Consider the following 11,526-nt stretch of genomic DNA (forward strand, 5'->3'; position numbering starts at 1 on the left):
ATGTCCACGTTCAGTTCCGCCGCCCGTCTTCGTCGCATCGCGATCTCCGGCCTGCTGCTGGCAACCTGCGCGCTCGCAAGCGGCTGCTCCTCGATCGACCGCCTGTCGCAGATCGGCGAGCAACCGAAACTGTCGGCGATCGACAACCCGACGACGCAGCCCGGCTACAAGCCGGTGCAGATGCCGATGCCGAAGCCGGAAGTCGCCTCCTACAACCCGAACTCGCTGTGGCGTAACGGCAGCCGCGCCTTCTTCAAGGACCAGCGCGCCCACCAGGTCGGCGATCTCCTGACGGTGACGGTGAACTTCACGGACAAGGCCAACATCGCCAACGAGACCCAGCGCAGCCGAACTGCCAAGGAAGATTCGGGAATCACCGACTTCATCGGCAGCCAGACGGTCACGCAGCCACTGAAGATCCTGCCTGGCCGAATTCTCACCACCGACTCGACGTCCTCCGCTGACGGCAAGGGCTCCGTCAATCGCCAGGAAGCGTTGCAGACAAACGTCGCAGCGGTCGTTACGCAGGTGCTGCCGAACGGCAACCTCGTGGTCGAGGGCAAGCAGGAGATCCGGGTCAACTTCGAGATTCGCGAACTGGTTGTCGCCGGTATCGTGCGCCCCGAGGACATCCAGAGCGACAACACCATCGACTCCAGCAAGATCGCGCAGGCCCGCATCGCCTATGGCGGCCGCGGCCAGATCACGGACGTGCAGCAGCCGCGCTACGGCCAGCAAGTCATGGACGTGCTGCTGCCCTTCTAACTTCCGTAAGAGCTCCCACATCGTGTTCGCGAACCTAGGCGCGAACGACGATGTACTACGCGGCCCTCGCTAGCTCCCCTGGCGAGGGCCGCATGTATTTTGTAGTGGTGGCTGCGCGCAGCGAGTGAGGGTCGCACAATTGTAGCCCGACGCCGCTGCCCCACACGCCGTCATTGCGAGCGCAGCGAAGCAATCCAGAATCTTGCCGCGGACAGACTCTGGATTGCTTCGTCGCAAGAGCTCCTCGCAATGACGACGGTGAGAGCTCAGGTGAACTCCGCCTCCACCATGCCCAGCCCGTCCAGCTCCATCCGCACCTTGTCGCCGGCTTTCAGCCACAGCGTCTTGACCAGGCTTCCCGTCAGCACGAGCTGACCGGCGTGCAGCCCCTTGCCTTCGGCAGCGAGGTGGTTGGCGAGCCAGGCGAGTGCGTTGTGGGGATGGCCGAGCACGTCGGCGCCGGTGCCTTGGCTGATTTCCTCGCCGTTGAGGATGGCGCGGCCTTTGAGCGCCGTCAGGTCCGGCACGGACGAGCGCTCCACCGCCGGCCCGAGCACGCAGCCGGCCGCGAAGAAATCGTCCGCGATCAGCGTCGGCGCCCCCATCGTTTCCCACTCCACGTAGCGGTCGTCGACGATCTCGATCGCGGGGTGGTAGACTTCGACCGCCTCGCCGACCCATTCGGCGGTGAACGGCGCTTCACCGGGCGCAAGGTCGCGCTTCAGCCGCACCGCGATTTCGCATTCGACACCGACGCGGACATAGTTGGATGCGGCAAGCTTCGCGCCGCTGTCGTGCACGCCCTTCTGGAACACGCCGCCGCCGCAAGGGTGCGGGATGCCGATATAGTCCTGCATCACCTGGCTGGTGCAGCCGATCTTGTAGCCGACGAGCGGCCCCACCTGCTTCAACAGGAGATCGTGCAGCGCGCGCTGGACCCGATAGCCCTCGGCCTCGTCGGCAAGGGGAACGTCCAATGCCGCAAGTGGCGCACGGTTTCGGCGCGCAGCCGCGATCGCTTTTGCGGCTTCGAGAATTTTGTCCATTGGCGCCGCCTCCCACGCTACGCGTTTGTGCGGCGCAGTTCAGCATCCCCGCCCCGGCCTGACAAGCAGGCGTCCGATCGGCGCTTAGGGAATTGTTGAGCTGGTCCGGGCTCTATGGAGGCGCGCGCCTCGCAGTCTCAGAGGTGGCGCTGGAGGCGTGATTGCAGTGCTACGTGAAGCCGCAGAGCCGCTGCCTCAACGGTCGAGCCGAACACATTGACCCGACTCGCGAAACGCACCTGATGTGAAGGCTGTTTCTCATGTGAGCTCACGTGAGCTCGCAGGAGTTGAGTCTAGCCCATTGATCGCGATTCATTTTTCGCGCTCCCCGACCGAGCGGTAATGCGCCTGGCTTCAACCGGCAGGCAAACGCGATTTGCGGCGCGAAGCTGCGCCCTTGCATCAAAAAACGAAAGAGCCGCACGCGGCGGCTCATCTTTCATTCGTCCCGATAGACCTTCTCGCGTTTCTCGTGGCGCTCCTGCGCCTCCACCGAGAGCGTCGCGATGGGCCGCGCCTCGAGCCGCTTCAACGAGATCGGCTCGCCGGTTTCCTCGCAATAGCCGTAGGTGTTGTCCTCGATGCGCTGGAGCGCGGCGTCGATCTTGGCGATCAACTTGCGCTGGCGATCGCGGGCGCGGAGTTCGATGGCACGGTCGGTTTCGGACGAAGCCCGATCGGCGAGATCGGGGTGGTTCACGTTCTCCTCCTGCAGGGCCTGCAGGGTGAGCTTGGACTCTTTCAGGATCTCATCCTTCCAGGCGAGGAGCTTCAAACGGAAGTACTCCTTCTGCCGGTCGTTCATGAAAGGCTCTTTTTCGGTCGGTCGGTAGTTTTTCAACTTTTCCAAGGGCGGCCTATCTTTTTAAGCAACGACTCGCAACAAAACGGGTCCGTTGAGCCGGGCCTTATATAGCGGCCTCCTGTGACAGACAATATTTCCCTGAGCACGCAGTTACCGCCCCCAAGCCCTTGCACAGGAACGTTTATCCGGAAGACCCCGGGGGCGGCCGCGTCGCTCAGTAGCCGACCGTGAAACGCTGTTTCAGATGAGCCGGACGTTCGATCTCATCGGCGAGCGCGATGGCGTAGTCGGCGAAGGTGATCCAGCTCTTGCCGTTCGCATCTGCGAGAAGCTGATCGCTCCCGAGACGGAACTTGGCTGTCCGTTCGCCCTCGATAAACAGCGCCGACGGCGAGAGAAAGGTCCAGTTCAGGTCCTTTTCCTGCCGCAACAGATCCAGGAAAGCGGAACCCTTCTCTGCCTCAGCCTTGTACTGCGCCGGAAAACCGGGAGTTGTGACCAGCTTCACGCCGGGCGCGACCTCAAGGCTGCCGGCACCGCCGACGACGAGATAGCGACCGACGCCGGATGCCTTGGCCGCGCCGATCAGCCTGTGCGGATCGCTGGCCAGGAAGTGCACGGAACTCACCGCAACATCGTGCCCGGCCCAGAGCTTGGTCAGGCCGGCCTGATCAAGCACATCGCCCTTGGTGGGCGTAACGTTCGCCAGTGCGGCAATCTTTTCGGGGTTTCGGGCAATGGCGGTCACTCTATGACCGCGGCGGGACAGTTCCTTGGTGATCTCCGATCCAGCCCGGCCCGAGGCACCAGCGACAGCAATTTTCATGGAAGGCTCCTTTGCTCCTATGGTAACTTGCAGTGACTAGATATCGCAAAGGATGCTGGTGTTAAGAGAGCACTTTGTGCTTACCTAATTACGCAAGGGTAACCCAGCAGCGTAAGCGGAACAGAGCGCGAGGAACGGAGATGAAACCCGACGTCTATGCAGCCAACTGCCCGACACGCCAGATCCTCGATCGCGTCGGCGACAAATGGGCGGTGCTGATCCTGCTGCTGCTGCGCGAGGAACCGATGCGTTTCAATCAGTTGCGTCGCACGATTGAAGGCATTTCGCAGAAGATGCTGAGCCAGGTTCTCAAATCACTCGAACGCGACGGACTGATCAAGCGCCACGCCATCGCAACCGTGCCGGTGACGGTGGAATATTCGATCACCCAGCTCGGCGTAACGCTGGCTGCGGCGGTCGATCCGCTGCGCGATTGGGCCGAGCAGAATCTGAAGGATGTGCTCGCCGCCCAGCGCCGCTACGACGCGCAGCAGAAGGAAGAGGCGGCGTAGAGCGCACGATCAAGCGAAGCAAAGCGCCGCCCAAAACTCCGCTGTCATGCCCGGCTTGACCGGGGCATCCAGTACGCCGCGGCCTCTCCGTATACGGAGCTATCTCTGGAGTACTGGGTCGCCCGGTTAAACCGGGCGACGACGTGCTGAGAGAGATTTCAAGACGACTACGAGCTAGATTGGCGGCTCAGCCCTGCCCCGCCTTGGCGAGTTCGACCTCGACGCGCAGCTCGATCTCGGAGAGCACAGCATCAAGGCCAGGATCGCCGGAGGACGACTTCAGGTTTGCCGCCGCATCGCGCAGCCGCATCACGGTCGAGGCGTTGAGGTTGCCGGACAGGAGGCCCATCTTGAGATCGTCGAGCACGTCGAGCGCAGTCTTGCCGCGCGCGACCGAGCGCTTGCGCCGCTCCACCGGATCCTCCTCGATGCCTTGCAGCGCGAGCAGCGCATCGATGTTGGCGGCGGCCTTCGGCGCGGACGCGGAACGCGTCTCCTGCGCCGACGAAGTGTCGGGCAGCACGAAGGTGCCGGAGCTGGTCCGCCTGGCCTGGCTGGCCGGCGTTCCAAGCGTGGTGCCGTTCGGTCCGTAGATGCGCATCGAAGCAATCCGGGTGATCGATGCGCCAGCTTCGCCGGATTATGGTTAATGGTGCGTAAACAGCCCGGCAAAATCTGCCGACAGGCGGCAGTTTCGCGCCTCACGGCGAACGCCGGCTGACGCCGGTCCGAACAGATTTACTCAACCTATTCAATCACCTAACCCCTCTGCTCCGAGCTGGCACAGCGCTCGCATGGAGAGGTTCGGACCAGCTCGTCATGGGAGTGTCGCAGACGGTCCTTCGATTTGAGGAGCCTCGGGGAGCAGAGGATGCCAGGCGTTCGTTGGGTGAGGATTCTGGGAGTGGCCTGCGCCGCGCTGTCGGCGCTGGCGTTGTCGGTCACCTCGGCGGCCGCGACCTCGCGCATCAAGGACCTCGCCAATATCGAAGGCGTGCGGCAGAACCAGCTCATCGGCTACGGCCTCGTCGTCGGCCTCAACGGCACCGGCGACACGCTGAACAACATCCCCTTCACCAAGCAGTCGCTGCAGGCGATGCTCGAGCGCATGGGCGTCAACATCCGCGGCGCCACCATCCGCACCGGCAACGTCGCCGCCGTGATGGTGACCGGCAACCTGCCAGCCTTCGCTACGCAAGGCACGCGCATGGACGTCACGGTCTCCGCCCTCGGTGACGCCAAGGATCTGCGCGGCGGCACCCTGCTCGTCACTCCCCTGCTCGGCGCCGACGGCAACGTCTACGCGGTCGCGCAGGGCACGCTCGCGATCTCCGGCTTCCAGGCGGAGGGTGAAGCGGCAAAGATCGTCCGCGGCGTGCCGACGGTGGGCCGCATCGCCAACGGCGCCATCATCGAGCGTGAGATCGAGTTCGCGCTCAATCGGCTGCCAAACGTGCGTCTGGCGCTGCGCAACGCCGACTTCACCACTGCCAAGCGCATCGCGGCCGCGGTCAACGATTATCTCGGCGTCAAGACCGCTGAGCCGCTCGATCCCTCCACGGTGCAGCTTTCGATCCCGCCGGAGTTTAAAGGCAACGTGGTCGCCTTCCTCACCGAGATCGAGCAGCTCCAGGTCGATCCTGACCTCGCCGCCAAGATCGTCATCGACGAGCGAAGCGGCATCATCGTGATGGGCCGCGACGTCCGCGTCGCCACCGTGGCGGTCGCGCAGGGCAACCTCACCGTCACGATCTCCGAGAGCCCGCAGGTTAGCCAGCCCAACCCGCTGTCGCGGGGCCGCACCGTGGTCACGCCGCGCAGCAGCGTCGGGGTCACCGAGGACGGCAAGAAGTTTGCCGTCGTCAAGGACGGCGTCTCGCTCCAGCAGCTCGTCGACGGCCTCAACGGCCTCGGCATCGGCCCGCGCGACCTCATCAGCATCCTCCAGGCGATCAAGGCCGCGGGCGCGATCGAGGCCGACATCGAGGTGATGTGATGCAGACGGGCATGATCAACACCGCACATGTCGTCAACTCGGCCTTCGCCGTACAGAGCCGCAACGGCCGCCCGGATTTCGAGCTCGCCGCCGCGCTGCAAAAGGTCTCGCCGCAACAGCAGGCCAAGGCGCAGAAGACCGCGACCGATTTCGAGGGCATGTTCCTCAACGCGATGTTCTCGCAGATGACCTCGGGCCTGAAGGGCGAAGGTCCGTTCGGCGACACGCCGGGCACCGGCGTCTGGCGCTCGATGCTGACCGAGCAGTATTCCAAGAATTTCGCCAATGCCGGCGGCGTCGGCGTGGCGAGCGAAGTCTATCGCACCCTCATCCTGCAGCAGGCGAAAACCGTCCGCACGGCATAAGGTCAAACGACATGAACCACCACTTCAACGCATCACGTCAGCCGCTGCCCGCTTCGCGCCCCGCCGCCACACCCGGCAATGCCGAGGCGCGCAAGCTCGCCGAGGATCTGATGGATGCGATGAATGCGCTGCTCGGATTGGTCGAGCGCGAGACCGAGCTCGTGCGGGCCGGCCGCTTACGCGAAGCGATGGAATTCGAGAGCAAGAAGCAAGAGCTGTCGCGACGCTATGTCGGGGCCGTCAGCCAGCTCAAGGCGAACCAGGCCCAGCTCGCGAAATCCGCGCCGGAGCTGCTCTCGACGCTGCATCGCCATCATGATGCATTCCGCGCGATGCTCCAGGTCAATCTCACCGTACTCGCCACCGCGCATGCCGTGAGCGAGAGCGTGGTGCGCGGCGTCAATGCCGAGATCCAGAAGCGCAACGTGCCGAACACCTATACGGCGGCGGGACGCCGCGCCGCTCCCGGCCCGCGCCACATCACTCCCCTCGCGGTCAGCCGGTCGCTCTGAGCGCACGCGAAAGCTACCTGCAATTTTACGAAAAACCGCGCGGCGATATCGCCGCGCGGTTAGGCACGTTTCGTAACCCGACCTTCAATCCTGATGTTTCATGGTTGCGCGATTAGAGGGGTTGGGATTTGACTCAGACCAGGCAACCAGGAGGCTGCCATGAGTACAGATTTCAGCATCAGGCCGGTGGGGATACCGGCCCCCGCGCCAATCGTAACGACGTCGAATGCGGCGGCGAACGACGCCGTGCAGACCGATTTGCCCGTCAGCCAGACGGTGGCCGCGAGCGATACCAGCGCGGCCGTGCGCAATGATTTGCAGAACAACGAGAACATCTCGCGCCAGGTCGTGTTCGACCAGGCGGCGGCGTCCTTTGTCTTCCAGGTCGTCAACGACAAGACCGACGCGGTGGTCAACCAGTTTCCCGACGAGGCGATGCTGCGCCGGCGCGCCTATTTCCACGCACTGGATCTGAAGTCCGAGCCCTCGCGTCCGCTCAATACCGATCTCAGCGCCTGACGCTCGGGCATCGAGCTTGGCCTGCGATGACGGCGGTCGACGGGATGCTCATGATGTTGACCATCACGGCCGGCCGGACAGACCGGCGGCGATATTCCTGTTGATCTCGATCAGCGGACGGAAGTGATCGAACTGCGGGCTCATCTGCAGCGCAGCGGTCTGGCTCAGCACGAACACGCTGATGTTGGCGATCTTCTGCCGGACGTCGAGCGGCTGCGGATTGGTGTCACGCATCGCTTCGCTCAGGAAGATCGTCCAGAGCTTGCGGTTGAACAGCAGTGCCTGCTTGGTCTGCTCGCTGAGCGGATCGGCGCTGTTGACGGCGTCCTGCAGCTTGTTCGCTGCCTTGAGCAGGGTCTGCGCCTCAATGTCGCGAGGAGATGCGGTGGTCGTTGCAACGCGCGCGTAAGCCGAGGCAGCAGAATTCGACATCAATCACACCTTGGAGGTTTCCTAGTCCGTTGAACAGACTTAAGGATTTCTTTCCCAACCCTAGGCAGCACCGCTTAAGATTTGCTTACGTGAGAGTGCGAACGGGCTCCGGACAATTACGGGTCGCGGAGTCTTCCTCACCTCAAGGCTAAACGCGCGTGCGTGCACTGTAAACGCTAGCGTCCATCATGCGCCGATTTCGACTAATCGAGCGTTATGAATCTCAATCAAAAGAACGGCGAGGCATCAGCCTCGCCGCCATTCTCTTCACTGCGGTCGCCAGCGTCGCGCTTAGCGGAGGAGCTGCAGTACGCTCTGCTGCGACTGGTTGGCGAGCGACAGCGCGGAGACCGCGATCGACTGGCGGGTCGACAGCGCCTGGCTGTTGGCCGCTTCCTCGTTTGTGTCGGCGAGCGTCAGGTTGGACGAGCCGGTCTGCAGCACGTTGATCAGGTTCTTGGAGAAGTCCTGGCGCACCTGCACGATCGAGAGGTTCGAACCGAGGGCGGAGCCTTCCGACCGCAGCGTGCTCGAAGCAGCGTTGAGGCTGGCGAGCACCCTGTTGGTCGCACCGTTGTCGATGAAGTCGACGCCGTTGACGAGATTGCTGAGGCCGAGTCCCGCCGCGTTGAACACCACGCCGTTGATGCTGAGCGTCGAGCTGCCGGTCTCGTTGAAGATAAGCTTCAGCGTATCGCCGTTGAGCAGGTTGACGCCGTTGAAGGAGGCGTCCTGCGACGTCGTATCGATCTGCGCCAGGATGTTGTTGAACTGGTTGACCAGATTCGAACGCGCCGTCTGCGCGACCGGATCCTGGATCGGCGGTTGCGCGGTGGTGAAGGAGACCACGCCCGTGATCGTGCCGCCGACCACGCCGCCGGCAGTCGACGAGCCGAGCGTTGAAGAGGCGTACTCGTTGACCGTGGTGATCGTGAGCACGCCATTGGCGTCGATCGTCGCCGTCAGATGGTTTGCCTGAAGCTGAGAGTTGAGCTGATCAAGCGTCTTGACCGTGCCGTTGGTTCCATCACCGAAGGTGACGTTGACCGGCGTGCCTCCGTTGAAGGCGGTGAAGGTCAAGGTCTTGCCTGAGATGCTGCCGGCCCCCGGCGAGCGACTCGCGGTGAAGGCGGTGCCGGTGCCGGTCGAACCGGTCAGCCCAAACGCGGACAGCGCGTTGCCCGTTCCGGTGATCGATAGATCCGCCGAGGTGCCGGTGCTGATCTTGAGAGCACCATTGACGACCGAGGAGAGCGACGAACCGCTCGCGGCCACCACGGCCCCCGCGCTGATGGTACCGGCACCCGTCGCGAGATCGATCGCGTTGAGCGTATCCTGAATGTTTGCGCCCTGGAGATAGACGACGGAGTTGCCGCTGCTGTCCGTCACTATGTTGCCCACCTTGGCGGAGCCCGACGGAGCGGCGGCAGGGACCGCCGCGTTCTTGAACGTGATCGTCTTGCCGTCCACGTTCAGCGTGGAGCCGTCGTTAACAAGCGTGCCCAGCGTCGCCGGGGTGGTCAGACGCGCCTTGGTAACAGTGACATTACCGGAGCCGGTCGCGGTCGTTAGACCGAGTGCCTTCAGGAAATCGGACTTGCCGGTGATGCTGAGGTCGGCACCCGTGCCGGTGGTGAGGGTGAGAGCACCGCCGGCGATGGAGGCGTTGGTGCCCGACGAGTTCGACAGGGTGGCAAGACCTGCCGAGATGGCTGCCTTCTGAACGCCGCTCGCGAGGTCGATCGCATTCATCACATCCTGAACGGTGGCGGTCGGGCTGGCGTTTGTCCCGAGGTAAACGGTCGAGTTGCCATTGCCGTCGGTGACGATATTGCCGCTCAAGCCAGAGCCCGCGGGGACGGTGGCCGCTGTCGGCGTGGCGCCAGCTCTGAACGTAATCGTCTTGCCGTCGACGACCAGCACGTCACCGTCCGACGGCGCACCGTTCGCCGCGATGGTGCTCGCGCTGGGCGTACCAAGCAGGGTGAGGCCCGTCGCAAGGCTGGCAGGAGTGCCGGCACCGTCCGGGGCAGCCGTGCCGACCAGGGACTGCGAAATGCCCCCCAGCGTGGTCGCGGTGGTGATCGGAGTCGTACCGCCAGCGGTACCGTTGGTGACGACATTGCCGGTCGCCGACGCATTCGTATAGCTCGTGGTGCCGCGCAGGTCAGCTGGCGTCGCGCCGGGGATCGTGGTCGAGATATTCGACTTGGTCGAGTAGCCAACGGTCGTCTGCAGCGCCTGGTTGGCGATCGACTTCGCGCTGTCGATCAGCTTCTGTAGCGAGGTGATGCCGGTGTTGGCTGCCTGCAGCACCTGCACGCCGTTGTTAATGCCGTCGAGCAGATTGCTGATGTCGCTCGCCCGATTGTCCAGCCCCTGCGCGGTGAAGAAGTTGGTCGGGTTGTCCAGCGCCGTATTGACCTTCTTGCCGGTTGCCAGGCGCTGCTGCGTCGTCGCCAGCAGGTCGGCCGTCGATTGCAGCGACAACAGGTTCTGACGAACTGACGCCGAGAGAACGATGTTGGACATTGGCGGGTCTTCCTTTTGAACCGGATACGAATCGGGCTCGCCGATCTGGAAAGCGGGCTTTGGTCCAGTTCTAGGGGCTGTCCTTTAAAGTATGGTTAACGGCGACTTAAGGGATAGGGTTAATGCCGGGTTAGCGCCCTTCCCCGCCGCAAGATGCGGATCTGCAAGGCTCTGACGGCAACAAAAAAGCGGCGGGGCCGAAGCCCCGCCGCTCTCTTTTGTCTTGTGATTTCCGCTGGTTACTAGCGCAGGAGCTGAAGCACGCTCTGCTGCGACTGGTTGGCCAGCGACAGCGCGGAGACCGCGATCGACTGGCGGGTCGACAGCGCCTGGCTGTTGGCCGCTTCCTCATTGGTATCCGCCAGCGTCAGGTTGGACGAACCAGTCTGTAGCACGTTGATCAGGTTCTTGTTGAAGTCCTGACGCACCTGCACGACCGACAGGTTCGAACCCAGCGTGGAGGCTTCCGAACGCAGCGTGCTCGACGCCGCATTCAGGTTGGCCAGCACCCTGTTCGTCGCGGAGTTGTCAATGAAATCGACACCCTGCACCAAGCCGGCCAGACCCAGCCCCTTCGAGTTGAAGGTCACGCCGGTGATGTTCAAGCTCGACTTGCCGGTCTCGTCGAACACCAGCTTGAGCTGATCACCGTTGAGCAGGTTGACGCCGTTGAAGGACGAGTCGACCGACGTCGTGTCGATCTGCGTCATGATGTTGTTGTACTGGGCAACCAGGTTGGAGCGGGTCGCCTGGGCAACTGGGTCAACAGTCGGCGTGGTCGCATTGGTCCAGGTCAGGGTGGACGTAATCGTGCCGCCGATTGCACCACCAGCGACGGCAGATCCGATCGTCGAAGACGCGTAGTCGTTGGTCGCCGAGACCGTGAGCAGGCCGTTGGCGTCGATCGTGGCGGTCAGGTTGTTGGCCTGCAGCGCCGTGTTGAGCTGATCGAGCGTCTTGACCGTGCCATTGGTGCCGTCGCCGAAGGTGACGTTGACCGCCGTGCCGCCGTTGAAGGAGGTGAAGGTCAAGGTCTTGCCCGAGATGCTGCCGGGGGCTGCGGCGCGGCTCGCCGTAAAGGCGGTGCCGGTGCCGGTCGAACCGGTCAGGCCGAGCGCGGACAACGCGTTGCCCGAGCCGGTGATCGACAGATCCGAGTTCGCACCGGTCGAGATGTGCAGCGCACCCGCAACCAGCGAGGATGCGGTCTGCCCCG

13 protein-coding genes are annotated in these 11,526 nt (G+C 63.4%); 6 read left to right on the plus strand and 7 right to left on the minus strand.

The genetic code is table 11. The features are described 5' to 3' along the window. On the plus strand, nt 1-765 hold the full coding sequence (gene flgH / locus MTR72_RS32555) for a flagellar basal body L-ring protein FlgH (protein WP_341511839.1): 765 nt from the start codon (nt 1-3) through the stop codon (nt 763-765). Between the two features lie 266 nt (nt 766-1,031). Here the strand turns inward: flgH and MTR72_RS32560 are convergent, their stop codons facing one another. The 3 genes from MTR72_RS32560 to MTR72_RS32570 all read right to left on the minus strand — a co-directional run bounded on the left by MTR72_RS32560 (nt 1,032) and on the right by MTR72_RS32570 (nt 3,442). After that, nucleotides 1,032-1,811, minus strand: a complete 780-nt coding sequence (locus MTR72_RS32560) for a 2-keto-4-pentenoate hydratase (RefSeq protein WP_341511840.1) — start codon at nt 1,809-1,811, stop codon at nt 1,032-1,034. Nucleotides 1,812-2,250: 439 nt separating this feature from the next. Next, on the minus strand, nt 2,251-2,616 hold the full coding sequence (dksA, locus tag MTR72_RS32565) for an RNA polymerase-binding protein DksA (RefSeq protein ID WP_085966600.1): 366 nt from the start codon (nt 2,614-2,616) through the stop codon (nt 2,251-2,253). A gap of 214 nt (nt 2,617-2,830) precedes the next feature. Further along, nucleotides 2,831-3,442, minus strand: coding sequence for an NAD(P)-dependent oxidoreductase (locus tag MTR72_RS32570; RefSeq protein ID WP_341511841.1), 612 nt, complete (start codon nt 3,440-3,442; stop codon nt 2,831-2,833). Nucleotides 3,443-3,582: 140 nt separating this feature from the next. On the opposite strand from MTR72_RS32570, the gene MTR72_RS32575 reads away from it, so the two are divergent. Continuing rightward, the gene (locus MTR72_RS32575) at nt 3,583-3,954 is read left to right on the plus strand and encodes a winged helix-turn-helix transcriptional regulator (protein ID WP_063697924.1); all 372 of its coding nucleotides are present in this window, start codon (nt 3,583-3,585) and stop codon (nt 3,952-3,954) included. A gap of 187 nt (nt 3,955-4,141) precedes the next feature. Here the strand turns inward: MTR72_RS32575 and MTR72_RS32580 are convergent, their stop codons facing one another. Continuing rightward, nucleotides 4,142-4,555, minus strand: coding sequence for a flagellar assembly protein FliX (locus MTR72_RS32580; RefSeq protein ID WP_279376689.1), 414 nt, complete (start codon nt 4,553-4,555; stop codon nt 4,142-4,144). Between the two features lie 270 nt (nt 4,556-4,825). Here MTR72_RS32580 and MTR72_RS32585 point away from each other — a divergent pair, with 270 nt between their 5' ends. The 4 genes from MTR72_RS32585 (at nt 4,826) to MTR72_RS32600 (ending at nt 7,346) form a co-directional block, all read left to right on the plus strand. After that, nucleotides 4,826-5,950, plus strand: a complete 1,125-nt coding sequence (locus tag MTR72_RS32585; RefSeq protein WP_280969921.1) for a flagellar basal body P-ring protein FlgI — start codon at nt 4,826-4,828, stop codon at nt 5,948-5,950. Then, nucleotides 5,950-6,315, plus strand: a complete 366-nt coding sequence (flgJ, locus tag MTR72_RS32590; protein ID WP_280969920.1) for a flagellar assembly peptidoglycan hydrolase FlgJ — start codon at nt 5,950-5,952, stop codon at nt 6,313-6,315. Before MTR72_RS32585 ends, flgJ begins: the two co-directional genes overlap by 1 nt. 11 nt (nt 6,316-6,326) lie before the next feature. Beyond that, entirely contained in the window at nt 6,327-6,827 is a 501-nt protein-coding gene (locus tag MTR72_RS32595) for a hypothetical protein (RefSeq protein WP_341511842.1), read from the plus strand. Between the two features lie 159 nt (nt 6,828-6,986). Then, the gene (locus MTR72_RS32600) at nt 6,987-7,346 is read left to right on the plus strand and encodes a hypothetical protein (RefSeq protein WP_280969918.1); all 360 of its coding nucleotides are present in this window, start codon (nt 6,987-6,989) and stop codon (nt 7,344-7,346) included. Nucleotides 7,347-7,409: 63 nt separating this feature from the next. Here the strand turns inward: MTR72_RS32600 and flaF are convergent, their stop codons facing one another. The 3 genes from flaF to MTR72_RS32615 form a co-directional block, all read right to left on the minus strand. Continuing rightward, entirely contained in the window at nt 7,410-7,778 is a 369-nt protein-coding gene (flaF, locus tag MTR72_RS32605; protein ID WP_280969917.1) for a flagellar biosynthesis regulator FlaF, read from the minus strand. 291 nt (nt 7,779-8,069) lie between these two features. Continuing rightward, entirely contained in the window at nt 8,070-10,310 is a 2,241-nt protein-coding gene (locus tag MTR72_RS32610; RefSeq protein WP_341511843.1) for a DUF1522 domain-containing protein, read from the minus strand. 242 nt (nt 10,311-10,552) lie between these two features. After that, nucleotides 10,553-11,526, minus strand: a 974-nt coding sequence (locus tag MTR72_RS32615; RefSeq protein WP_341511844.1) for a flagellin, incomplete at its 5' end; no start/stop codon positions are given.

The sequence above is a fragment of the Bradyrhizobium sp. ISRA442 genome (assembly GCF_038085055.1).
GTDB lineage: Bacteria > Pseudomonadota > Alphaproteobacteria > Rhizobiales > Xanthobacteraceae > Bradyrhizobium.

Excerpts from the sequence above, each read along its gene's own strand:
- dksA (WP_085966600.1), bottom strand. The coding sequence starts at position 2,616 with ATGAACGACCGGCAGAAGGAGTACTTCCGTTTGAAGCTCCTCGCCTGG.
- flgJ (WP_280969920.1), top strand. The coding sequence starts at position 5,950 with ATGCAGACGGGCATGATCAACACCGCACATGTCGTCAACTCGGCCTTC.
- flaF (WP_280969917.1), bottom strand. The coding sequence starts at position 7,778 with ATGTCGAATTCTGCTGCCTCGGCTTACGCGCGCGTTGCAACGACCACC.
- MTR72_RS32570 (WP_341511841.1), bottom strand. The coding sequence starts at position 3,442 with ATGAAAATTGCTGTCGCTGGTGCCTCGGGCCGGGCTGGATCGGAGATC.
- MTR72_RS32585 (WP_280969921.1), top strand. The coding sequence starts at position 4,826 with ATGCCAGGCGTTCGTTGGGTGAGGATTCTGGGAGTGGCCTGCGCCGCG.
- MTR72_RS32575 (WP_063697924.1), top strand. The coding sequence starts at position 3,583 with ATGAAACCCGACGTCTATGCAGCCAACTGCCCGACACGCCAGATCCTC.
- MTR72_RS32580 (WP_279376689.1), bottom strand. The coding sequence starts at position 4,555 with ATGCGCATCTACGGACCGAACGGCACCACGCTTGGAACGCCGGCCAGC.
- MTR72_RS32595 (WP_341511842.1), top strand. The coding sequence starts at position 6,327 with ATGAACCACCACTTCAACGCATCACGTCAGCCGCTGCCCGCTTCGCGC.
- MTR72_RS32560 (WP_341511840.1), bottom strand. The coding sequence starts at position 1,811 with ATGGACAAAATTCTCGAAGCCGCAAAAGCGATCGCGGCTGCGCGCCGA.
- MTR72_RS32610 (WP_341511843.1), bottom strand. The coding sequence starts at position 10,310 with ATGTCCAACATCGTTCTCTCGGCGTCAGTTCGTCAGAACCTGTTGTCG.
- flgH (WP_341511839.1), top strand. The coding sequence starts at position 1 with ATGTCCACGTTCAGTTCCGCCGCCCGTCTTCGTCGCATCGCGATCTCC.
- MTR72_RS32600 (WP_280969918.1), top strand. The coding sequence starts at position 6,987 with ATGAGTACAGATTTCAGCATCAGGCCGGTGGGGATACCGGCCCCCGCG.